Consider the following 23,013-nt stretch of genomic DNA (forward strand, 5'->3'; position numbering starts at 1 on the left):
CCGTTCAGTCCCCGGTCAGCGCCTCGCTCGCGGGCGCGAACTCGATCGTCTGCCCGCGGCCCTCTCGCTCGGCGCGCTCGTAGAGCATGTGCGCCGCGGCGACGGTCTCGATGCCCGTCCCGCCGCTATCGAAGAGCGTGATCTCGTCGTCGCCAGTCCGCCCAGGCTCGTTCCCGGCGACGATCTCGCCTAGTTCCGCGTGGATGTCCTCCTCCGTCACGGCGCCCTCCTGGACAGCCAGCATGAACTCGCCGGAGTCGAAGGTCGCGCGTTCTCGCAGGTCGGGGACGTAGGTCGCGCGTTCGACCGTCCGCGCGTCTACTTCCCGCTTGTCTGGCGAGTACTGGCCCATCGCCGTCACGTGGGTGCCCGGCTCGAGGTCGTCGCCGTCGAAGACCGGCTCACCGGCTTTCGTCGCCGTGATGACGACGTCCGCACCGGAGACCGCGGCCTCGCTCGAGTCGACGGCGCGGACGTCCGCCTCGAGGTCCGCGTCGAAGTCGGCGGCGAAGGACTCGCGGCTCTCAGGGGTCGGGGAGTAGACGCGGACCTCGGCGAAGTCGCGGACGGTCGCCGTCGCGCGCAGTTGGCCCCGCGCCTGCGCGCCGCTGCCGATGACGGCGAGGACGGTCGCGTCCTCGCGTGCGAGTTCGTCGACCGCAACGGCGCCCGCCGCGCCGGTCTTGTGGGGGTTCATGCTGGCGCCGTCGAGCAGGGCGAGCGGCGCGCCGCTGTCGGCGTCGAACAGCGGCGTCATGAACCACGCGTCTCCGGCGCCGAAGCCGGCGCTGTACATGTAGCCGCCCATCGCTCCGGTCTCGGGGAGGACGGCGGCGTAGCTCGTCAGCATCCCCTCGGGATCGGCGCGGAAGAACTTCGACCGCGGCTGGGCCGGCGCGCCCTCGCCGCGCTGGCGGTACCCCTCGCGAACGGTGTCGACGTAGTCAGCTGGTGATGCAAGGTCACTGACGTCCTCACTGGAGAGAAACAGGGTCGAAGTCATAGCAGAAAACGGGACGCGAGCGGAGATAAAAACCGGGGAGACGAGAACGACCTCAGTCGGCGTTCATCGGCGGCCGCGTGGACTTGGGTTCGTCCGCACCGTCTGCAGGCGTGTTGACGAACATCGCGTGCCCGATGATCGCCATCGCGACGAACGCGCCGACAGGCACCGCAGCCGTCAACGAGAGTCCCACGAGCGTGAGGGCTGCGGTGATGCCGAGCAGTGCGACTGGGATGAGGCCGAGAACAATGTCGTAATATCCAGTCATAATCTGTACTATCATATGAGGAATAGCCATATAAGCGTTTTCCATAATTAGCCGATACTGGATTCATTTCTCATCTGTATATAGCGTGGTGAATTTGCATAACTTATGAGATCGTTATCTGCGCTCTCGAGATTGGTGGTTTGGCCGCGTTCGCGACTAGTTACGATAATACAGATTATATGATTTCAACATTCAACGTTGCTAATCGCAGGACGTAATCGGGGCTCTGAACTAATCGAAGTGGATCACACCACGAATAGTATATGATTATCGTCCCTTATGTTATTCTCCACCTCGAGATAGTTTATCCCGTTTGTGATAAGTCACGGGACCGACCAACCGGAACGAAACCTGCAGACGGGGGCCAGTTGGCGCTAGTTGGCGGTACTCAAAGACGATCGTCGTATTCGATACGCTCGACCGAACGGTCGACGACGGCCGGTTCGCGGTACGACGAAAACACGGAGTACACGGTCTGCAGTGATCCGATGCCAGCGAAATGGCGTCGGAGACCGAACGAACAGCCCTGGTCACCGAGCAGGAGAATAACTCGTCTCGTCGTCGTCAGGCTTCGGACGGTCACGAATCCTCGAAACGAAGCGAATCGACGCGACCGACTCGTCAGGACCGCACCAGTTGTGTCACGCGTTGTTCATCCGCTTGCTCTCGCGGTTGCCACAGCGCGAGCACTCGCGGACGCGGTAGGGTTCGCGGGAGTACTGCGCGGTTTCGTCGTCGTCGCCCTCGGTTATCAGTTGGATCGAAATCTCGTGAAGCGTATCGGTTCCGCAGACCGCACACGGTTCGGTCATCCCGTCTGATACGCCGTTCGTCGTTGCCATATTCGGACCTTACACTGCACCACCATATATCGTCGACAGCGACTGCGGATCGGGAGAAGGGGTATATATAGGTATTTTCGCAAATTGAAGACGCGACGTGACAATCGAAGTTACAATTCGAGACGAACCGGGCTCGATCGCTTTGTCAGCGATAGCGGCGCTTTTGTAGCCGTCTCACGCCGTTCTCGAGCGGTGACGATGACCGGATAACACCATATATCAGTATCAAAGACACTCTCTACTACTCGGAAAACATTTAGCGATGAATCTCCAAAGCGGTCACGTATGGACGACGAATCCTCCATCGAGGAGATTCTCAATACGATCGGGGACGAGCACGCCCGGACCGTCCTCGCCTCGATCAGCCGCGAACCCGGCTCCGCGAAGGAGTTGGCCGAGCGGCTCGATCTCTCCCAACCGACGATCTATCGCCGTCTCGAGCTCCTCGAAGCGAACGATCTCATCGAGTACCGCACCCTCGTCGCGGACGACGGGAACCACTTCAAGGAGTACACGTGTAACTTCAACAGCACGGTCATCTCGCTCGACGACGACGAGTACGACGTTCGTATCTTCCGGGAAGAGAACCTCCCCGACCGGTTTTCCCAGCTCTGGGACGAGCTCGGCGTGAAATAGCGACTCGAGACAGCATGACAGGAGACACAGCGACACCCGCACGGCGCGCCGGTGAGACCCGATGACCGTCGCCGGGCTCAGTCAGGCGCTGCTCATGGTGATGCAGATGGCCGTCTTCGCGCTCTCGCTCGGGCTGACGCTCATCAGCTTCCAGTCCTACCGCCAACGCCAGTCCAAGCGTCTGGAGTCCGCGTTCATCGGCTTCGCGTTTCTCAGTATGGGCGTCGGACTCACGACGATCGTTTCGCAACTCCCCGACCCGATGACGCTGTTTCGCGTCGTCGAGACGGTGCCGTTTATCGTCGGTTTCGGCATGCTCTACGTCTCGCTGTACCGGTAACGCCGACTACTCGGCCGACGGCGGCGCGGTCGTCTCGACGCGGTCCTCGAGCCAGGCGATCGCGTCCTCGACGGCCGCCTCGTCGGTTCCTCGCACGCGGATCCGTCCCGGCCGATTCTCGCCCCGCGGATAGCTGCCGACGCTGACGTCGAACGTTTCGGTGACCGCCTCGAGCACCTCGTGCAGCGATCCCTCGGGAGCGGGCGTGTAGATCGTCTCGGCGACGGCGTCGCCCCGGAACTCGTCTTCGACCGCGCGGAACATGGCCTGCATCTCGTCGGGGATACCCGCGAAGACGTAGACGTTCTCGACGATACAGCCCGGCGCCCAGCCCGCGTCGGTCACGATCGGTGTCGCGCCTTCGGGCAGCGACGCCGCGGCGTCGAGATCGAGTTCGAGGTCGTACTCCTCGACTAAGTCCGGATTCTCGTCGCGGAACTCGGCCGCCTTCTCGAGCAACTGCTCTCGAATGCGATCGAAGACGACGAACTCGCGGTCGAGACCGTCCGCGACGGCTTCGACGGTCACGTCGTCGGGCGTGCCGCCGATCCCGCCGGTGACGATCACGGCGTCGAACTCGTCGTTCCAGCGGGCGGCGTAGTCGGCGATCAGCGCTCGGTCGTCGGGAATCGTCAGGATGCGATCGACGGTACTCCCGCGCTCGGTGATCCGCTCGGCCAGCCAGGCGGCGTTCGTGTTCGTCGTCGTTCCGGCCAGCAACTCGTCGCCGACGGTGACGATCGCGACGTGCATAGCCGCCGTTCGGCCTCGAGTCAGTTAGCCGCTCCGTTCGCTCGAGTCGGTCTCAGTCACGGTCTCGGTCTCGCGGAGTCGCTCGATCCGCGCTGCGATCGACGGGGTCGTCGAGAGCCAGCGTCGACTACCGTCGCCCTCGAGTTCGAAGCCGGCGGTTTCGTAAGCGCGTTCGAAGGCGTTCGCGAGGGCGTCCGCGCCGAACGCGTCGGCGGCGTGGTCGTCGGCCCGATATCGGAGTCGGCGCACGAGGGCGAAGCCGCCGAGGACGACGGCAGTGGTCACTCCGAGACCGGCCGCTGCCGGCAGATCGCCGCCGAGCCACGCGCTCAGCGGGACGACGGTTGCAACGAGGACCGCGACCGACGCCAGCCGTTCGTACTGGTTCGCTTGTTCGCGGCGGGCGATCAGCATCGCCGTCAGCGTCTCGTCGTCGAGCCCTGCCAGCGCGCCCGTCGAGACGAACAGCGTCCGAGCGCCGGGCGCGCCCAACAGTTCGACGCTCACGCGGCTGTCGCTGTCGTCGATTACTCGGACGGCGCGCGCCTCGATCTCGGTGGCCTTTCGAACGGCCTCGAGACGGTCGCGTTCGTCGTCGGTCGGCTCGCGGGTAGCGGCGGTCAGCGATCGGAGTAACGGGCCGCCGGCCCAGAAGCATCCCCCGATGACAGCGACGATGGCGGCGGTGCCGGCGGCGTCCCGAGTCGCCAGTTCGATGGCGGGAACGAAGAGGAGGACGACGAATACGACTCCCGCCAGATAGCGCGCGTATCGTCGCCGAACGGTGGCGATGTCGTCGACGCCGGGGAGGGTCGGGCGGGCGGTGGCGATCCCGGTGATCGTCGCCGCACTGACGGCGCCAGCCGCGAGACCGCCGGCGACGGCCGTGAAGAGTCCGACAAGTATCGCTTCGAGGGCGGTCGCGCCGTCGACCCCGGCGTTCCGAACGACGATTCCGACGACGGCCCCGACGAGGACCGCCGGTCCGAGCGTGAGGACGTTGGTCCCCCGACTGGCGCGCTCGTCGCTTCGCCCTCGAGTGAAGCGGGCGTAGAGATAACCGATGCCGGCGGTGACGACCGAGACCACACTAACGCCGATCGCGAGGAAGAGCAGGAGGTCGGCGGGGACTGGGAGCATCATATCTCGACTTGACTGTCTGGTGAGTATATATCTTTTCCAATGACTTCTGGTTGTATCCGATCATCGAGAACGATCCTCGAAACGGGAGTGCGTCGGGATTTGGCTGCCGCATCCACGGGACCGCGAGTGCCGTTCAGGACCACTGCGTTATCGGGTCGCCGGCTCCCGCTCGACGAACGTACGCGGCCTGCATCTCGTGGACCGCATCGGCGAACCGCTCGCCTGCATCGAGCGCGTCCCGTACGCGCTCGAGCTTCCACCGACTGGGAGTGGTTCGCTCGCGCCAGCGGGCCTCCAGCGGCTCGAGGGACGTCTCGATCGTCTCGTCGGACACGCCCTGCTCCCGGAGGCCGCGGCGGGCGAACGCGAAGAGTTCGTCGTAGATCGCGTCCCGATCGGTCGTCCGGTCGCCGTCGGCGGTGATCCACGCGAGGTCGGCCTCGAGACCGTTCGCGACCGCGTCGTAGAAACTCTCCACGGCGGCCTCGTACTCGAGCGTCGCGAGCGGGTGGTCGGCGCCGACGAGTCCGCGGAGGAGGCCGCCGACGAGACACTGGAGGCCGACGGTCTCGGCGACCGTCGGCTGGGTCGGCAGCGGTCGGTACTCGAGTCGGATCGACCAGCGATCACCCTCCGCGACCGGCTGGCCGCCGACGACGGTGCGGAGCCACCGCCAGTAGGTCCCGCGCTTGTGGTCGAGTTCCCAGAACCGATCGGCGAACTCCTCTCGGTCACCGTCGGCGAGCCACTCGCGGAGGAACGGTGCACAGGTCTGGTCGGCGACGAGCCTGTCGACGGCGTCTGTCGTGCGCTCGATCCGCCGGGGGACGCGAACCTTCTCCCAGGCCCGATTGACGGACTGTTCGAACACCGGGATCCGGAGTTCGTGGTGGGTCGCCTCGAGGAGCGCGTACGGATCAGTGGGACCGGCGGACTCGTCCCGTTTCTCACAATCGTATAGATCGGGCGGCAACAGCGGCGAGTTCGTCGCGATCGCCAGCACCGGACCGAGGGTCCCGAGCGCGGTGTTGTAGTACCGTGGAAACGCCTCGACGTCGGGGATCTGGACGTGAGGCTGGACGGAACTCGTCAGCGACTCGAACAGGAGCGACGAGAACGTCTCCTCGACGCCCGGCACCGAGAGCGCGATTTCGCCCCCCGTTCGCGCCAGCACGTCGTTGTCGATCGCGTAGTATCGCGCCGATTTCGTCATGTTCTCGGCGAGCGCCACGCCCTCGCGCTCCGTCGTGGCCGCGAGGTACTCGCGAGCGCCCTCCGGCGGCGGTCGCGTCCACATCGCATCCAGCACGATCTCGAGGCCGTCCGCTTCGGCGTCCGATTGCGCCTTCCGGACGCGACGCTCGAGTTGGGCCGCCTGCGCGGCGATACCCGCCCCGTCGAACGGCGTCGGTTCGGTGTTAAATTCGACGTTGTGTCGCCCGAGTTCGCGCTCGCAGCGGCCCTCGAAGACGGTGTCCGGGACGCGGGCGAGGCGCCCCGCCTCGTCGACGGCGTAGGCCTCGAGTTCGAGCCCCAGTCCGAGTCCGGGGCTGTCGAGTCGGCCGGCGCGGAGGGCGTCGGTGATCCGCGCGGCCTGCTCGTCGACACGTCGGTCGAACTCGCGGCGCGTCTCGTCGGTCAGCGACCGCGTGACGAGGGCGACGGGATCTGCCATTACGGAACCGACTCGAGCCAGTCGCATCAAACCGGGGTGTGGCCGTCCGCCGGAACCCGCGCCGTGCACCCGTCGTTATCGTCGCGACGGCGACCGCCCGTCCGGCGCACCGAACCGGCGCTACGGATCGACGCGAACGTCGAACTGTGCCGTGATCAGGGTCCCCTCCGGCTTGGTCTGGAAGAACAGCCGATACCGACCCGGGGTCGGGAATCGGGCCCCGAATTCGACGCGGCCGCTGTCGGGGGCCGTCGCTTCGGGATGGACGTGCAGGTACGCGAGGTCGCCCTCACGGAGGGCGACGAGGTGCCCGAGCGCACCGAGGTACGACTCGAGTTCCGAGACGGGCTCTCCGCCCCGGCGAACCGCGAACGACAGTCGCGTGCGTTCGCCGGCGGCGACGTCGTCGGTGAGCAGTTCGAGCTCGTAGTTCCCCGTGGTCGCGCGACGCGAGGCGTCCGGGCGCTCGTCGTGGGTCACCGTCCCGGGTGCGAGCAGATCGAAGCCCAACGTGGTCGGGTGCCCGTCGACGACGACATCCACGAACGCGCGGTAGACGCCCGGATCCGGCACCGCGAAATCCTCGACGAGCCACGTCCCGTCCGCCTGCAGTTCCGGGTGGCGGTGCTGGAATCGAGTCAGATCCCGCCGCACGACGACGAGGTGGCTCGGCCGGCCGTGCGCCTCCTCGAAGTCGGTCACGACCGCCCCGTCCTCGTCGAGGATTCGGAACGTCCAGTGGACGGGTACCTCGGGCTCGAACCGCGTCTCCGACGGCTCGAGGCGGAGCCCGTTCGCCGCGAGCGACAGTCCGCCCGGTGCGGCGTGTCCCCCGGATGCGTGCCCCCGATTCGCGTCGGTCGATCCGTGGCCGTGACTCGAGTGCTCTCCCATACCGAGCGGCTCGCTCTCGCGGGCCATACTGCTTGGCGTCGGGATTACCCACGCGATACGGATGTACTCATGCGCGTTTGAGATGCTGAATATTCACTCGTAGAGGGGTTCAGTCGGCAGCGTTAAATCCCTCTGCTACAGACCTCGTGGAATGTTATCACTATCTCGACAATGCCGATCTTTAACCGTCTGAATCGAATATCCCGATCTAATGAATCAAGCCGCCGGCCGCTATGACCAGCCGGAGGTACTGGGCCTCGAGAACGGTCTCGAGGCGTTTCAGTCCAGTTCCGAGTTCCGTGGCCCGGTCGAACCGCTCGACGAGCACACCTGCAACGATCACTTCGCACACATCTACGAGACGCCTGAGGAGAAGTTCGGGGCCGCCATCCCGTTTGTTCGGCACGGGCTCGAGCGCGGCGAGCGCGTCATGTATGTCATCGACGAGAGTACCGAAGCCGAGGTGCGGGACGCGATGCGTGACGCCGGACTCGACGTCGATCCCGCGCTCGCCGCGGGCGCACTGACGTTCCACACCGCACAGGAGACCTATCTCCGAGACGGATCGTTCGAGCCCGACGAGATGATCGACTTCTACGACGAGATGGTCACCGAGGCTACGGCGGACTACGAGGCGCTCCGGGTCGTCGCCGAGATGACGTGGCTCGACGACGACGAGACGCCAGTCGAGCAGTTCATCGAGTACGAGCAGAAAATCAACGATCTCTTCGACCAGACGGATTCGCTCGCGATCTGTCAGTACAACCGCGACTTATTCGAACCGGAGGTCATCCGGAACGTCGTCCAGACGCACCCGCATCTCATCTACGACGGCGCCGCGTGCCACAACGTCTACTACACGCCACCGGAGGAGTTCTTCGGTACCGACGCGCCGGCCCGCGAAAACGAGCGCATGCTCCGGACGCTCCGGGATCGGACCATGGCGAAGGCTCAACTCCACCGCCGCGAACGATTCCTGCAGAATCTGTACGAGGTCTCGTCCGATCCCACGCGCTCGTTCGAGGAGAAATTGCAGGCGCTGTTCGATCTCGGATGCGGGCAGTTCGGCCTCGAACTCGGAGCGATGGCCACGGTCGACCCCGACGCCGATCGGTTCGAGGTCGAATTTGTGAGTGACGATCACGAGTACTTCGAGGCGGGTCTCGAACTCCCGCTGTCGGAAACGTACTGCACCGCGGCGACCGATACCGGCGGGATCGGGAGCGTGGCCGACCCCGTTGCGGCCGGGTACGACGATATCTACGTTCACAACGAGTTCGGCATCAAAACGTATCTCGGCACCTATATCGAGGTCGAGGGCGACGATAACCGAACGTTCTTCTTCGTGTCCGAGAAGCCGCGCGACGAGGACTTCTCGGCTAACGAGCGTACGTTCCAGCGGTTGCTGGGACAGTGGGTCAAGTACGAACTCGAACGCCAGCAGCGCGAACGGTTCCTCCACGAGTGCTACGAGATCACGTCCGATCCCGCCCTCGGCTTCGAGGAGAAACTCGAGCAGTTACTCGAACTCGGATGCGACCGGTTCGGCCTCGAGATCGCCGGCCTGAACCACTTGCCCTCGTGGGACGGCAAATTCCGACTCGAGAAGGGCATCGGACTCGGCTTAGATGCCGACGAGGAGCTGTGGACCGACCCGGACAACGACTGTTACTGCCGTCGGACCGTGACCGAGGATAGTCCGGTCGAGATGCTCGACGTTCGCGGCACTCATTGGGCCGAGGACGCGATCTACCAGGAGTTCGGCCTAACGAGTTACCTCGGGACGAAAGTGTCGACCGGAGCCGCACCGTACGGCACGCTCTGGTTCGGGAGCACCGAACCGCGGGAGCGACCGTTTTCGGAGACCGAACGCTCGTTTATCGAGTTGATGGGGCAGTGGGTCAGCTACGAGATCGAGCGCCGCGAAAACAACGACTCCCAGCGGAAACTCTACGAAATCACCGCCGATCCCGATCTCGATCCGGACGAGAAGATCGATCGATTGCTAACAGTCGGCTGCAAGCGGCTGAACCTCCCCATCGGGATGCTCACTCGCAAACGCGAGCGGGCGTTCGAGATCGAGCATATGCACGGTACGCATCCCGAACTCGACGAAGGGACGCTCACCCCGCCGTTGACGGACAACTACTGCCGTCGCGTCGTCAACACCGGGGACTCGATTAGCGTCGGCGACGCCGGGGCGGCCGGGTGGGACGGCGACGCGCTCTACCACGAATTCGATCTCAAGTGTTACGCCGGGACGCAGGTGTTCGTCCGCGGCGAGAACTACGGCACCGTCTGTTTCACCGATACGGGAACCCGAGAAGAATTCACCGAGGCGGAGCAGGTGTTTCTCGATATCCTCGGCCAGTGCGTGAGCTACGAAATCGAACGCCAACACCACGAGGCCGACCTCAAGGATACGATCGATCAACTAGAACAGTCCAACGACCGGCTACGGCAGTTCGCCTACGCCGCCTCGCACGACCTGCAGGAACCGCTCCGGATGGTTTCGACGTATCTACAGCTGCTGGAAAACCGGTACAAGGAGGACCTTGACGGGGACGCACAGGAATTCATCGATTTCGCAGTCAACGGAGCCGACCGGATGCGGGAGATGGTCGACGATCTGCTCGCGTTCTCGCGGGTCGAACACGCCGACGACGAGTTCGATTCGGTCGACTGCGATGCGGTCCTCGACCACGTCACCGACGATCTCCGGATGCAGATCGAGGAGAACGACGCGGTGATCAGCAGCGAGTCGCTTCCGACGGTGAGCGGCGACCACGAGCAACTCGAACACCTGTTCAGGAATCTCGTCTCGAACGCCATCAAGTATAACGAAAGTAATCCCCCGCGCGTCGAAATCTCGGCCGAGAAGCGGGCTAACAGCTGGGAATTCTCGGTTACCGATAACGGAATCGGGATCGCTCCGGACGAAGCGGACAAGATCTTCGACGTTTTCAAGCGGCTCCACCACGACGACGAGTACTCGGGGACGGGAGTCGGACTCTCGCTCTGCCAGAAGATCGTCAATAATCACGGCGGCGAAATCCGGGTCGAGTCCGAACCCGGCGAGGGGTCGACGTTCTCGTTTACGCTTCCCGCGACACGGAATCCGACGCAGTGAGTCCGCGGACGTACGGTCCGCTGCGGCCCTGAACTACCGTCGACTCCGACGGCCGATCCGGTGCTTTCGAACGCGCGCTCCGCAACCACTAAACGCCGAACGGCCTAACGACGTCACAATGACCGACTGGACCGAGAAGTACCGTCCGACGACGCTGTCGGAGGTACGCGGAAACAACAAGGCCCGCGACAAACTCGAGGAGTGGGCCGAGAGCTGGGACGACCACCGGGACGCGGTGATCGTCCACGGGAGCCCGGGCGTGGGGAAGACCTCCGCGGCCCACGCGCTGGCCGGCGACATGGGGTGGCCGGTGATGGAGCTCAACGCCAGCGACAGCCGAGGGGCCGACGTCATCGAGCGCGTCGCGGGCGAGGCCTCGAAGAGCGGGACGCTCACGGGCGGCGAGGCCGGCCGGCGGCTGGTGATCTTGGACGAGGCGGACAACTTCCACGGCAACGCCGACTACGGCGGCTCGGCCGAGGTCACGCGGGTCGTCAAGGACGCCAACCAGCCGATCGTCCTCGTGGCCAACGAGTTCTACGACATGAGCCAGTCGCTGCGCAACAGCTGCGAGACCATCGAGTTCCGCGACGTCTCGAAGCGCTCGATCGTCCCCGTGTTGCGCGATATCTGCCGGCGCGAGGACATCGAGTTCGAGGAGGAGGCCTTAGAGAAGATCGCCGAGGACACCAGCGGCGACCTCCGGTCGGCGGTCAACGACCTGCAGGCGGTCGCCGAGGAGGCAGAACGACTGACCGTCGAGGACGTCGTCACCGGCCAGCGCGACACCACGGAGGGGATCTTCGACTTCCTCGACGCGCTCATCAAGGAGGAAGACGCCGAGGGCGCCCTTCGTGCCTCCTATGACGTCGACGAGAACCCCGACGAGATGCTGAACTGGATCGAGGACAACGTCCCCAAGGACTACGCGGGCGCCGAACTCGCGGACGCCTACGAGTTCCTCGCGAACGCCGACCGCTGGCTGGGCCGCGTGCGGGCGACTCAGGACTACTCCTACTGGCGCTACGCGACGGACAACATGACCGCCGGCGTGGCCGCCTCGCGCCGCGAGCCGAAGGGCGGCTGGACCCGCTACGGGCCGCCGAGCTACTGGTCGAAACTCGGCCGGACCAAAGGTACCCGGAACACCCGCGACGCCATCGCGGAGCGCATCGCCGAACGCGAGGGCACCAGCGTCGCGACTGCCCGGCGGGAGATCCTCCCGTTCCTCTCGGCGATGACCCACCACTGCAAGAACCGCGATCTGACGGTCCGAATGGCCGCGGTGTACGAACTCGACGAGAAGGAAGTCTCGTTCGTCACCGGCAGCGGGAAGGACACCAACAAGGTCGAGTCCATCGTCGAGGAAGCCGAGGAGCTGCGGACCGAGGAGACCGTCGAACACTCCGGAAGCGCCTTCTTCGACGCCGGAGACGGTGCGGAGGACGCGACCGACGGCGACGAGCCCGACGCCACGGACTCGAGCGGCGACAACGGTCAGGAGACCCTCGCGGCGGCCGGTTCTACCGACGACGCGACGACCGCCGAGTCGGAGCCGGACGCCGACGACGCCGAACCCGACGACGATCAGTCGGGGCTCAGCGACTTCATGTGACGCCGCCGTTCTGGCTCTCGGAACGATCCTCGAGCGCGACATATCAATACATAGTACGACCGACACTATTACTTCGGAGAACGACGACAGTTACTTTCGGTGACCGAGCGAATGACTGGCCAACACCCCTGTCCCCTCTGTACGGAGACGTACGCCGATCGAACGAGCCTTCGGGTTCACCTCGAGGTCGAACACCGGAAGTCGGAGATCGTCGCCGAGTTCGTCGACCAGTGCGACGCCGGCGCCGGGAGCCGGGTCGACGGCGATCCGGCGGTCGTCGGAGAGGACCGACAGGCGCCGTCGGCCGACTGAGGGTCTCGTTCTGTTCTACCCGCGTTAGCTGCCTCCAGCCGAAGCGTCAGCCGTCCACGGTCGGAAGTCCCTCGAGGAACGACGTAGAGAGCGCGTCACTGACACCGGCGGCCAGCGTCGCCGGCGACTCGCCGTCGAGCGGCGGCACCGTCTCGACACCGTGGCCGGTAATGCGCTCGAGTTCGGCGGGATTCGTCCGCTCGGCGACCGTCGCACCGGCGTACTCGTTGCAGACGATCCCCGCGATGTCGACGCCGCGGCGCTCTAAGGCCTCGATCGAGAGCGCAGTGTGGTTCAGCGTGCCCAGCCCCGACCGGGTGACGACGACGGCCGTCGCCTCGAGGTCGGCGACGAGATCGATCACCTCGCGGTCGCCGGCCAGCGGGACGCGGAGGCCGCCAATCCCCTCGACGATCGGCGCGGGCGTCTCGGCGACGGCGTCCTCACAGGCCGTTCGAATTTCGTCGTAGGAGAGTTCCGCATCGGCCACCTCGGCCGCGACTCGCGGCGCCAGCGCGGGCCCGAGATAGCGGGGACAGGTCGCCGCCTCCGAGTCCCCACAGGCGTCGGCGACGAACGCAGCGTCGTCGTCCGGCGGAGACCCCGTCTGGGCGGGTTTGATCGCTCGGGCGTCGACGCCCCGCTCGCGAAACCAGCGGGTGATCCCCGCGGTGACGACGGTCTTTCCGATTCCGGTTCCGGTGCCGACGACTGCGATGGGGTCGGTCATAGGAGTCCGAGTTCGTCCCCGGTCGCCCGAAACGCCTCGAGGCAGGCGACGATGTCGTCGCGATCGTGGGTCGCCATCGGAGCGACACGGATGCGGCTGGTCCCCTCGGGGACGGTGGGGGGCCTGATCGCGGGCGCGACGACGTCTCGTTCTCGCACGCCCTCCGCGAGCGCGAGCGCGTCGGTTCGGTCGCCGACGATGACGGGGAGGATCTGCGAGTCGCCCAGCACCTCCAGACCCATCGACTCGAGGCCGTCTCGGAGGTGCGCGACGTTCTCCCAGAGGCGCTCGCGGACGTCGCTATGGCGAGCGATGTGTAGCGCCTCGCTGGCGGCGGCGGCGGCCGGCGGCGCGAGGCCGGTCGAGAAGACAAACGAGCGGGCGTCGTTGACGAGACACTCGATCAGATCCTCGCTGCCCGCGACGTAGCCGCCCTGACTCGCCAGCGCCTTCGAGAGCGTCCCCAGCTGGATGTGGACGCGATCCGCGAGGCCCTCCGCCTGGACGACCCCGCCGCCGTTGGCGTAGAGTCCGGTCGCGTGGGCCTCGTCGACCATCACCCACGCGCCGTGGGCCTCGGCGGCGTCGCAGATCGCTTCGAGGGGCGCGACGGTGCCGTCCATGCTGAACACGGAGTCGGTGACGAGCAGCCAGGACTCCTCGCTCGCGTCGTCGCGGTCGGCCCGCTCCTCGAGTTTCGATCGCAGGTCCGCGGCGTCGCAGTGGTCGTAGACGACCGTCTCGGCGTCCGCGAGCCGACAGCCGTCGATGATGCTCGCGTGGTTGTACTCGTCGGAGAAGATCACGTCCGGCTCGAGGGCCGTGATCGTCCCGACGTTGGCGGCGTACCCCGAGGAGAAGGCGAGCGCGCGCTCGGCGCCTTTCGTCTCGGCGAGCTGGCGCTCGAGGTCCCGGTGGACCATCGTATCGCCGGTCACCAGTCGACTCGCGCCGGCGCCCGTACCGACGGTCGCGGCGGCCTGTCGGGCGGCGTTCTCGACGCGCTGATCGTCGGTCAGCCCCAGGTAGTTGTTCGAGGCGAAGACCAGCGCCTCGGTCGAGTCGAGAACCGGGAGCTCGCTCCCCGACGGCGGAGCGAAATAGCCCCGCTCGGCGACCCGGTCGACGGGCGACAGCGTGCGTTTCAGATCGGCGTCCTCGAGGTCGTCGAGTCGGCTCTCGAGGTCGAACCCGCGATCTTCCATTCGGCTAAAGGGTGACAGTGCCATGGTATGACTCTCACGGTTCCGTTCAGCGCGATCGTTCCCGCGCGTTCGTGCCCGAGACAGCGGATATACCGGCGGTATCGGGTTCAGAACCCGGGCATCAGTTCGGCAGGGCCGAAGACGCCGTACTCGCCCGCACGGTTTCGGCGAACGCCGGCCTTCAGGTAGCCCAGCGCCGGCCCGTTGACGTTGGCCTCCATGCTGGTCTCGTCGCCGAGCTGGAACGTGTTCGTCGCCGTCTCGCCGTCGAACGTCTGGCCAGTTACTCGGACGGTCGTGGTCGTCGGCTTCTCGTCGCTGCGCACGTCGAGAATTCCGCCCACAGTGACGTCCTCGGCGTCGCAGACGCCCGCGCGCTCGAGCAGGACGTCGTCGGCGTGTTCCATGTCCTCGAACTCGATGACGCCGTCGTGCTCGTCGATGATCGACTCGATCTCCGCGTCGGAGAGGTCGCGGGCGGTCTCGATGTCGTACTCGGGGAGGTGGGCGACGTCCTCGCGGACGGTGCCGCGGTTGTCCTCGTAGCCCGACTTGAGGCCGACGCCCCACCAGATGTCGACGTCCGTGACCTCGACGAACGACTGGGCCGCGAGCGCGGCGGCGCCCGTCAACAGGCCGGGCGTCGCGCCGGCGCCGCAGATGAAGGTGATGCCGGCGTCCTCGAACTCGTCGCCGCGCTCGTCGAGCATGTCGATCACGCGCGAACGCTTGAGGACGTCGATCAGCACGCCCGCGTAGCCGCCCTCGAGGAAGCGGTCGGCGACCCGCGGGATGAAGTCGTGCTCGTAGTTCGGCAGCGCGAGCAGGACGGCGTCGATCCCGTCGCCGTGGTCGATGACGTCCTGGATGGGATCGTCGCTGGCCCGAGCCTGTTCGGAAGCGACGACGCCCCTGTCCTCGCCGTGTTGTTTGACGCCGCCCTCGCTGTCGACGGCGGCAGCGCTCCCGCCGTCGGAAGCGACTTCATTATCAATATTGCCCTCCGTTGCCGCCAGCAGTTCGTCGACGTCCAGCCCGTCGAAGTCGATCGCGGTGCCGTGGCGATCGCAGGCCGCGACCGGCGTCAGACTGTCCTTGTGCTGGCTGACCTCGAGCGCTCGTCGGCCGATACCTCCCGTGCCAAGTACTGCAAACGTGACTTCGTCCATAGTTGTCTGAATTCGCAATCGTCAGTCGTCGCTCGGTTCAGTGCCCGCGTTCGTGCCCGCTGCCGTCTCGGTCGACGACTCCGCCGCGTCACTGTGGCGCGCTTTGACCGCCTCGGGATCGAACTCGTTGGCCTCCATGTTGGGCTCGAGTCCGGCCCGCTCGACGATTGCGAGGTCGTCGCCGGGCGACTGTCCCTCCGTGGTCAGGTAATCGCCCGTCAGCAGGCCGTCGGCGCCGGCCTCGAGGGGCAGGTGTTGCTCCTCGGGCGAGAGGTTCGCCTCGCGCCCGCCGGTCAGGCGCACCCGTGACTCGGGATGGAGCAGTTTGTAGACCGCGACCGTCTTCACGATCTCCTCTGTCGTGATGTCGGCGCCCTGCTCGTACAGCGGCGTCCCCTCGACCGGGTTCAACACGTTCACCGGTAGCGAGGAGATCCCGATGTCCTGGAGCGCGATCGCGGCCTCGACACGGTCGGTGGGCGTCTCGCCCATCCCGAGGATGACGCCGGCACAGAGGTCCATCCCCGCTTCTTTCGCCACCTCGAGGGTCGCCACCCGGTCCTCGAAGCTGTGGGTGTCGACGATCTCGGGGAAGTACCGCGGCGAGGTCTCGATGTTGTGATTGTAGTGGTTGATCCCCTCCTCGGCGAGGATCGCGGCCTCCTCTTCGGTCAGAATTCCGAGGGAGGCGTCGACCTCGAGATCGCACTCGTCGCGAACGAGCCGGATGGACTCGATGACTTCGTCCCACTCCTCGGGACGACGCTCCTTCGAGACGCCCTTCTCGGCGACGACGATGCCGAAGCGCTGTGCGCCGTCGGCCTCGGCTCGCTTGGCCGCCTCGAGGATCTTCTCGGGGCCGAGGAAGCCGTAGGTGTCGATGCCAGTGTCGAAGTGGACCGACTGGGCGCAGAAGCCGCAGTCCTCGGCGCAGTTGCCGGCCTTCGCGTTGACGATCGAGCAGGCGTCGACCGTGCCGTCGCCGAAGCGGTCGCGCACGACGGCGCCGGCCTCGGCGAGCGGTTCGACCGGTTGCGCCATCAGCGCCAGCCCGTCGGTGCGATCGAGCCGCTCGCCGGCCAGAACCCGCTCGAGCGCGTCGTCGACCGTCCGGTTGTTCGTCTCGTAAACCACACTCCTAGAGGTGGTTAACGAAAATATAACGTTTTTGGATGTTCGCTTCGAGAGAAAACGGACGGAGCGAGCGTCTGAAAGCGTCGGTTGCGTCCCATAGAGCGCCGTATGAACGGTTTTCGTTTCGAGATTCGGGGGCTCGAGCGCTGACAACGCGCGGTCCGTTCACGTCGGTTCCCTAACCGTTTAATATCACTGTGTGGTCACACGGCTCATGGTAGTACGCATCTCGGAGGAACGGTTCGCCGACGTGCCCGATTTCGACTACGAGCCGAAGTACGTCGACGTCGGCGAGTTGCGAATGGCGTACGTCGAAACCGGCGGAAGCGGGGGTGACGGGGGAGACGAGGAGACGTTCCTCTGTCTCCACGGCGAACCGACGTGGTCGTTTCTCTACCGGGAGATGATGTCGACCCTGGCCGAGCGCGGTCGTGTCGTTGTCCCCGATCTGATCGGCTGCGGGCGCTCCGACAGGTACGAGGACCGCGACGCCTACTCCCTCGAGATGCACTACGACGCGCTCGAGACGTTCGTCGAGGAACTCGATCTAACGAACGTCACGCTCGTCTGTCAGGACTGGGGCGGCGTCCTCGGACTCCCGCTCGCAGTCCATCGGCCCGAGCGGTTCGCGCGTCTCGTCCCGATGAACACCGGCGTTCCGGACGGGACCCAGGAGATGAGCGACCGGTGGCACGAGTTCGCCGAGATGGTAGCGACCGCCGACGACCTCGACATCGGCAGACTCGTCCGGAACGGCTGTTACCGGGACCTCTCTGCGGAGGTTGTCGACGCCTATCGCGCGCCGTTCCCGGACGAGCGATACATGGCTGCCGCGCGAACATTCCCCGGCCTCGTCCCAACATCGCCCGACGACCCCGGGGCGGAGCTGATGGCCGAAACGCAGGAGCGTCTCGGCGAGTGGGAGAAACCGGCGTTCGTGCTGTTCGGAAGGGAGGATCCGATCACGTCTCACGACCGCGATCCGCTCCGACACCACATCCCGACCGCGACCGAGCAGCCCGACGTCTGGATCGACGAGGCGGCACACTTCCTACAGGAGGACGCCGGCGAGGAGATCGCCGAACGCATCGTCGAGTTCGTCGATCGGACCTGACTCGAGCCGGGCGAGGTGAGCTCCGGGCGACCCCAACGACCGCTATCCGGGCCGCTCCTCCCGGCGAACGAAGCCGATCGTCGCCGGATCGAAGTAGTACGTCGATCGACAGTCCGCACACGAGGCCGTCAACAGCTTCCCGTGTTTGTACTGTTTCCACAGCTTCGTCTGGTCCCGTTCGATATCCAGCGTGACCGGGTGGCCGCAGTCGGGAATCGTACAGGGAAACCGGATGTACCAGTTGGGAACCGAGAGCGCCCCGAGGGGTGCGAGTTCGCTCCGGAGGCGACTGAGCAGATTGAAGATCGTAAACGACGGGTTCTCCCGATCGATCGCCACGCCGTCGACGTCGCTTACGTACCCGTCCCGCTGGCGTTCGTCCTCGTGGAGCGGGAGCACCGGAATTCCCTTGGCCCGCGCGTAGCCGATCTCCTGGTTGATCCACCGGTTGGTCGCCGCGTCGTCGGTTATCACCGCGACGACGACGTCGCTGTTCGCGAGTCGTCCCTCGAGTCGCTTCCGCGAGCGGCCGGATTCAACCTCCTCGAGGGCGATGTGGACGCCGAAGGGGAAGTTCTTGACCGTCGAGAACAGTTCCTGGACGAGATCGAAGTCGCCGGGGGCGTGCGAGACGTAGATCTGTTCTCCGGTCATCTGTGAATCTACAACGACTGGTGTGTGAGACAACATTAATCTATCTACTCGGTACCAGTCACCTGGCGCCGCGTCTCGAGCACGCGCTGGGAGAACTCGAGGTCGTCCAACTCGATGCCGAGCCCGTCGAACCACTCCCGTTCGACGTGCCAGCGGCCGCGGACGTCCCCGTCTGTCGTCAGCGACGTCGCCTCGAGGCGGCCCGGCGACCACTCGCGCTCGGCGGCGATATCGAGTACTGTTCGGACGACGGTCCCCACTTCATTGCTGTCGACGGCGGGTGTCTCGGAGACGGTCTCGTACTCGAGGACGATTCCGGCCCCGTCCGGAGCCGCAGCTGCAGTCTCGCCGTCAGTGACATCATCCGCGGCCGAGTCCAAGCCGTCGCGCTCGTCGTCCGGCAGTTGCAACTCACAGCTCGTGATGTAGATCCCCTGTCCCATCAGGCGGTTCTCGAGCGTCACCGGGATGGGGTAGTCATCGGTCATGCGATACGCTACCGTAACCGAGGGGAAAAGTCCAGTGGCGCGGCCCTGCCGCACCTCGTGATGTGATCGATTCTCCGTGATCTCTCAACTCCGAATCAGAGCGGCTCGACGAGGTCCTCCAGGGCCGCCTGCGGGTCGTCGGCCTTCGCGACGCCGCTGGCCAGCAGGACGCCCTCGGCGCCGAGATCACCGGCCGCGACGACGTCGTCGCCGGTGCTGATGCCGGCACCACAGAGGACCGACACCTCGCTATCGACGTTGTCGGCCGCCTCGACGGCGTCCTCGACGATATCGGGATCTGCCTGGCTGACCGGCGTTCCGGTGCCGATCAGTTCCGGCGGCTCGACGGCGACCGCGTCCGGACCCAGCGCCGCCGCCGCGCCGATCTGTTCGGGATTGTTCGCACAGACGACCGTCTCGAGGCCCGCGCGCTCGGCGGCTTGGACAGAGCCGTCGATATCGGCCAGTTTCAGCCGCTTCTCGGAGTGGTTGATCAGCGTCCCGACCGCGCCCGCGTCGGCGACCGATTCGGCGAGCGTGTGGCCGGTGTTGCTCCCGTGTTCGATCGGGTCGACGTGCTGGGCCCACGTCTCGACGCCCGTCTCGGCGACGCGGGCGAGGTCGGCCGCCTGCGGCGCGACCGCGAGGCGCGCGTCGGTCGATTCGTCGACGTCGCGGACGGCTTCGGCGACTGCGACGGGGTCGCAGGGATACGTCTTCAGGTTAACGAGAACGAACATACGAGCACAGCCATCCGCACGAAAGAAATAGCTTGCGAGTCGCCGGCGCGAATCGGCGTCGGCGCCCGGACCGGTCGCCCGTCAGTCCTTTCGCTTGACGACGTCACCGAGCGTGTAACTGCCCGAGGCCGACCCGCCCGACCACTCCGAATCGTCGCCGGAGCTCCCCTCGGCGCTCAGGTCGATCTCGAGGAAGCTCTCGAGTTCCGACTGGACGCGGTCGCTGGGGAGCGTGTCCCCGCGTTCGATCTTGCGGATCAGGCTCGCCTTCTCGTTGAGTTCGTTGGCCAGGTCCGACTGGCTGAGCCCCTTCTGCTCGCGGGCGTTGCGGACGCGGTCGTCGTAGTCGGTCGCGAGTTCGTCCATGTCGTCGAACATGTCCGACCGACGCTGGGAACTCGAGCCGCCCGAACGAGACGACGAGCTCGATGCAGAGCCACCCGAACTACCCCCGGAGCTGGACGACGAACTCGATCCGGTCGAGTACTTCGTCGAGGAGCTCGAGCTGGAGGTCTGCTTGACCTCGGTACCGAAATCGGTACAGTCTGAACACACGTCGAGCTTCGCGCCCTCGACCTTGATTGTCTTCGGAGACGACGTCTCGGCGCCACACATCTCGCACTGGACCATAGGGGTACGTATATTCCGGCGAGCCATAAACCATGCGGCGCGGTCTCGATGGCTCGGATTTGCCGCTGGCGTCTCAGTATTCGGTGACGCGTCGGTCGCCACTTGCGACTCGAGAGCGACTACAAACCCGATCGAGACGGCGCGAAAACGAGACACCGGAAAACGAAACGCGACCTCGAGAGCGCGAGACTCAGTCCAGCGCCGCCCAGGAGTAGGCGAACCGCTGGAGCGCGGTCAGGTGGCCGACGACCGCGAGGAAGACGAGCAGCCAGCCGATCACCGTGACTCCGCCCGGTTCGAGGTCGGCCAGCGGGTAGGCGACGAAGCCGACGATTCCGATGATCGCCAGCCGGTCCGCGCGGCCGACGAGGCCGCCGTAGACGCGGTCGAGGCCGACGGCCTGGGCCTGCGTGCCGAGGTAGGAGGTCATCACGACGCCCGTCACGGCCAGGAAGCCGAGCAGATAGTCGTCGATACCCGCGGCGAGGCCGGCGATGACGACGATGTCGGCGTAGCGGTCGAGGACGTGATCGAGGAGGTCGCCACCCGCGGAGGCGACCTGTTGTTCGCGTGCGAGCGCGCCGTCGATGATGTCCAGCCAGCCGTTGAGGAAGACCAGCGTCGCGGCCGCGACGTACCAGATCGGATCGGCGCGACCGCCCAGCGCGAACGCGGCCGCCGCGAGGACCGCCATGCCGAAGGCCAGCACGCTCACGCCGTCGGGGGTCAGCCCGACGCGGTCGAAGCCTCTGACGAACGGATCCAAGAATCGGGAGACGTACGGCCTGAGTTTGTCCAGCGTCATGCCAGGTACCCCACGTAGTCGACGTCGCCGGCGCTCGGCTCTCGTTCGCCCGTTACGACCGCCTCGAGGGCGTCCGCGACGGCCTCGGGGTCGCGGTCAGTGGTATCGATCTCGTAGACCGATTCGAGGCCGTGTTCGTCGACCGCTTCGGAGAGGATGACGTCTAAGGCCTCGCTCTCGGCGTTCTCGCGAGCCTTGGCCTCGGTTTCACCGCGCTCGCGGAGTCGCGCCTCGAGTTGCTCCGGCGCACACCGCAGGACGGCGACTCGGTCGGCCGCGAAGTGGTGGGCGAGGTGGGACTCGATCACGACGTCGTCCCGGCCCTCGAGCCACTCGCTCATGGCCTCGAGGTCGGCGATCTTGCTCTCGCGGTCGGCGTCGACCTCGGTGTAGAGGCCCTCGTCCTCGAGGACGCGGTTGAGGTGAACGACCTCGAAGTCGGGCGCCGCGTCGTCGTCCGCGAACCGCGACTCGAGCAGTTCGGTCGCGGTGGTCTTCCCGGTGCCCGGGGTCCCGGTGACGGCGATCTTCACGTGTCGGACACCTCCGCTTCCGGGTCCGGGTCGACCGCGGTCTCGCCGTCGGCGTCCGCGTCGTCGTCGGGTTCGGACTCGAGGTCGAGCTCCGCGAGCACGTCGTTTACCGTCTCGACCGCGCGCTCGGTCTCCTCGTCGGTGCCGCAGGTGATGCGGATGCAGGCCGGGAGGCCGAAACTCGAGCAGTCGCGGACGATGACGCCCCGCCGTTGCATCTCCTCGGCGACCGCGGTGGCGTTGCCGACGTCGACGAGGACGAAGTTACCCTCGCTCTCCCAGACGTGCGCGTCGATCGCGTCGCGCATGTGCTCACGTGATTCGCGGGCCGTCTCGACGGTGCGCTCGACGTGTTCCTCGTCGTCCATCGCGGCGAGGCCGGCCCGGCAGGCGAGTTCGCTGGCCGCGAAGGGGGTGTTCACCCGGGCGTAGGCCTCGCCCCACTCCGCGGGGACGATGGCGTAGCCGAGGCGGACGCCGGCCAGCCCGTAGGCCTTCGAGAACGTCCGCAGGACGGCGACGTCATCGCGAGCGTCGTAGCCGTCCCGACCCTCGATCAGGGCGACGGCGCTGTCGCGGTCGGCGAATTCGCCGTAGGCCTCGTCGACGACGATCAGCGTCTCGTCGTCGGTCTCGTCGGCGAGTCGCTCGATTTCGGCCAGCGGCATCGTCGACCCCGTCGGGTTGTGCGGGCTGGTAACCCAGACGACGCGGTCGTCGTCGTAGGAGTCGAGGACCGTCTCGGCGGTCTGTGCGAAGTCGTCCTCGCGCTCGATGGCGTACTCCCGGACCTCGCCGTGGTGGTAGCGGGCGCTCATCCCGTAGTAGGCGAAGCCTGGCGTCGGGACGCGGACGGTGTCGCCGGGCTCGAGGGTCGCCCGGTGGAGGTAGTCGATCGCCCCGTCGCCGCCGTTGGCCAGCCAGACCTGCTGGTCGTCGACGGACCAGCGGTCGGCGACGGCGGCGGTCAGGTCGGCGTGGGCGGCTTTCGGGTAGGAACTGACGCTCGAGGCGGCGTCGCGAAGCGCCACGGCGGCCGCGGGGGAGGGGCCGTGCGGGTTCTCGTTGGAGGCGAGTTTGACGAATTCCGAGGGGTCGCGCCCGAGTTCGCGGGCGACTTCCTCGATGCCTCGACCCGCCTCGTAGGCGACGTGGTCGGACAGGTCGCGCGGTTGCATACGAGCATCCTGTCGGGCGTGG

The 23,013-nt window shown here is 66.1% G+C and carries 24 protein-coding genes; 6 read left to right on the forward strand and 18 right to left on the reverse strand.

Annotated features, from left to right (window positions below):
• Positions 1-4: 4 nt before the first annotated feature.
• The 3 genes from C477_RS14135 to C477_RS14150 form a co-directional block, all read right to left on the reverse strand.
• A complete protein-coding gene (locus C477_RS14135) occupies positions 5-1,003 on the reverse strand; it encodes an ornithine cyclodeaminase family protein (protein ID WP_008895187.1) in 999 nt (332 codons plus the stop codon).
• Between the two features lie 52 nt (positions 1,004-1,055).
• A complete protein-coding gene (locus C477_RS14140; RefSeq protein ID WP_049914556.1) occupies positions 1,056-1,271 on the reverse strand; it encodes a hypothetical protein in 216 nt (71 codons plus the stop codon).
• 641 nt (positions 1,272-1,912) lie between these two features.
• Positions 1,913-2,113 carry a DUF7835 family putative zinc beta-ribbon protein gene (locus C477_RS14150; protein ID WP_008895190.1) on the reverse strand — a complete coding sequence of 67 codons (201 nt, stop codon included), beginning with the start codon at positions 2,111-2,113 and terminating at the stop codon, positions 1,913-1,915.
• Between the two features lie 285 nt (positions 2,114-2,398).
• On the opposite strand from C477_RS14150, the gene C477_RS14155 reads away from it, so the two are divergent.
• Both C477_RS14155 and C477_RS14160 read left to right on the forward strand, forming a co-directional pair.
• Positions 2,399-2,749 (forward strand): ArsR/SmtB family transcription factor, encoded by a 351-nt coding sequence (locus C477_RS14155; protein ID WP_008895191.1) that lies wholly within the window; start codon positions 2,399-2,401, stop codon positions 2,747-2,749.
• Between the two features lie 61 nt (positions 2,750-2,810).
• A complete protein-coding gene (locus C477_RS14160; RefSeq protein WP_008895192.1) occupies positions 2,811-3,089 on the forward strand; it encodes a DUF7521 family protein in 279 nt (92 codons plus the stop codon).
• 6 nt (positions 3,090-3,095) lie between these two features.
• Here the strand turns inward: C477_RS14160 and C477_RS14165 are convergent, their stop codons facing one another.
• From C477_RS14165 to C477_RS14180, 4 genes are all read right to left on the reverse strand, one after another.
• Entirely contained in the window at positions 3,096-3,842 is a 747-nt protein-coding gene (locus tag C477_RS14165; protein ID WP_008895193.1) for a competence/damage-inducible protein A, read from the reverse strand.
• Positions 3,843-3,866: 24 nt separating this feature from the next.
• On the reverse strand, positions 3,867-4,985 hold the full coding sequence (locus C477_RS14170) for a M48 family metalloprotease (RefSeq protein WP_008895194.1): 1,119 nt from the start codon (positions 4,983-4,985) through the stop codon (positions 3,867-3,869).
• Positions 4,986-5,118: 133 nt separating this feature from the next.
• The gene (locus C477_RS14175) at positions 5,119-6,660 is read right to left on the reverse strand and encodes a hypothetical protein (RefSeq protein ID WP_008895195.1); all 1,542 of its coding nucleotides are present in this window, start codon (positions 6,658-6,660) and stop codon (positions 5,119-5,121) included.
• A 120-nt stretch (positions 6,661-6,780) separates the two neighbouring features.
• Positions 6,781-7,581 carry a hypothetical protein gene (locus C477_RS14180; RefSeq protein ID WP_008895196.1) on the reverse strand — a complete coding sequence of 267 codons (801 nt, stop codon included), beginning with the start codon at positions 7,579-7,581 and terminating at the stop codon, positions 6,781-6,783.
• Positions 7,582-7,765: 184 nt separating this feature from the next.
• On the opposite strand from C477_RS14180, the gene C477_RS14185 reads away from it, so the two are divergent.
• The 3 genes from C477_RS14185 to C477_RS14195 all read left to right on the forward strand — a co-directional run bounded on the left by C477_RS14185 (position 7,766) and on the right by C477_RS14195 (position 12,611).
• Positions 7,766-10,684: an MEDS domain-containing protein gene (locus C477_RS14185; RefSeq protein WP_008895197.1), complete on the forward strand. Its 2,919-nt coding sequence runs from the start codon at positions 7,766-7,768 to the stop codon at positions 10,682-10,684.
• Between the two features lie 118 nt (positions 10,685-10,802).
• Positions 10,803-12,299: a replication factor C large subunit gene (locus tag C477_RS14190; protein ID WP_008895198.1), complete on the forward strand. Its 1,497-nt coding sequence runs from the start codon at positions 10,803-10,805 to the stop codon at positions 12,297-12,299.
• Positions 12,300-12,410: 111 nt separating this feature from the next.
• Positions 12,411-12,611, forward strand: a complete 201-nt coding sequence (locus C477_RS14195; RefSeq protein WP_008895199.1) for a hypothetical protein — start codon at positions 12,411-12,413, stop codon at positions 12,609-12,611.
• A 46-nt stretch (positions 12,612-12,657) separates the two neighbouring features.
• Here the strand turns inward: C477_RS14195 and bioD are convergent, their stop codons facing one another.
• From bioD to bioB, 4 genes are all read right to left on the reverse strand, one after another.
• Complete coding sequence (bioD, locus tag C477_RS14200) at positions 12,658-13,341, reverse strand: dethiobiotin synthase (protein WP_008895200.1); 684 nt, start codon at positions 13,339-13,341, stop codon at positions 12,658-12,660.
• Complete coding sequence (locus tag C477_RS14205; protein ID WP_008895201.1) at positions 13,338-14,546, reverse strand: aminotransferase class I/II-fold pyridoxal phosphate-dependent enzyme; 1,209 nt, start codon at positions 14,544-14,546, stop codon at positions 13,338-13,340. The genes bioD and C477_RS14205 overlap by 4 nt, the downstream gene beginning before the upstream one ends.
• A gap of 107 nt (positions 14,547-14,653) precedes the next feature.
• Positions 14,654-15,715 carry a hypothetical protein gene (locus C477_RS14210; protein WP_008895202.1) on the reverse strand — a complete coding sequence of 354 codons (1,062 nt, stop codon included), beginning with the start codon at positions 15,713-15,715 and terminating at the stop codon, positions 14,654-14,656.
• 21 nt (positions 15,716-15,736) lie between these two features.
• A complete protein-coding gene (bioB, locus tag C477_RS14215) occupies positions 15,737-16,849 on the reverse strand; it encodes a biotin synthase BioB (RefSeq protein ID WP_008895203.1) in 1,113 nt (370 codons plus the stop codon).
• A gap of 214 nt (positions 16,850-17,063) precedes the next feature.
• Between bioB and C477_RS14220 the strand changes: the two genes are divergently transcribed.
• Complete coding sequence (locus C477_RS14220) at positions 17,064-17,963, forward strand: haloalkane dehalogenase (RefSeq protein WP_008895204.1); 900 nt, start codon at positions 17,064-17,066, stop codon at positions 17,961-17,963.
• Between the two features lie 42 nt (positions 17,964-18,005).
• On the opposite strand, the gene C477_RS14225 is transcribed toward C477_RS14220, so the two are convergent.
• The 7 genes from C477_RS14225 to hisC form a co-directional block, all read right to left on the reverse strand.
• Entirely contained in the window at positions 18,006-18,617 is a 612-nt protein-coding gene (locus C477_RS14225; RefSeq protein WP_008895205.1) for a toll/interleukin-1 receptor domain-containing protein, read from the reverse strand.
• Between the two features lie 44 nt (positions 18,618-18,661).
• Positions 18,662-19,105 carry a hypothetical protein gene (locus tag C477_RS14230; protein WP_008895206.1) on the reverse strand — a complete coding sequence of 148 codons (444 nt, stop codon included), beginning with the start codon at positions 19,103-19,105 and terminating at the stop codon, positions 18,662-18,664.
• A gap of 95 nt (positions 19,106-19,200) precedes the next feature.
• Positions 19,201-19,845, reverse strand: coding sequence for a triose-phosphate isomerase (gene tpiA, locus C477_RS14235; protein WP_008895207.1), 645 nt, complete (start codon positions 19,843-19,845; stop codon positions 19,201-19,203).
• Positions 19,846-19,926: 81 nt separating this feature from the next.
• On the reverse strand, positions 19,927-20,475 hold the full coding sequence (locus C477_RS22990; protein ID WP_012943078.1) for a multiprotein bridging factor aMBF1: 549 nt from the start codon (positions 20,473-20,475) through the stop codon (positions 19,927-19,929).
• A 190-nt stretch (positions 20,476-20,665) separates the two neighbouring features.
• The gene (locus tag C477_RS14245) at positions 20,666-21,280 is read right to left on the reverse strand and encodes a CDP-alcohol phosphatidyltransferase family protein (protein ID WP_008895209.1); all 615 of its coding nucleotides are present in this window, start codon (positions 21,278-21,280) and stop codon (positions 20,666-20,668) included.
• Positions 21,277-21,813, reverse strand: coding sequence for an adenylate kinase family protein (locus tag C477_RS14250; RefSeq protein ID WP_008895210.1), 537 nt, complete (start codon positions 21,811-21,813; stop codon positions 21,277-21,279). The genes C477_RS14245 and C477_RS14250 overlap by 4 nt, the downstream gene beginning before the upstream one ends.
• Positions 21,810-22,991 carry a histidinol-phosphate transaminase gene (gene hisC / locus C477_RS14255; RefSeq protein ID WP_008895211.1) on the reverse strand — a complete coding sequence of 394 codons (1,182 nt, stop codon included), beginning with the start codon at positions 22,989-22,991 and terminating at the stop codon, positions 21,810-21,812. The genes C477_RS14250 and hisC overlap by 4 nt, the downstream gene beginning before the upstream one ends.
• Positions 22,992-23,013 lie beyond the last annotated feature (22 nt).

Source organism: Haloterrigena salina JCM 13891 (assembly GCF_000337495.1).
Lineage (GTDB): Archaea > Halobacteriota > Halobacteria > Halobacteriales > Natrialbaceae > Haloterrigena > Haloterrigena salina.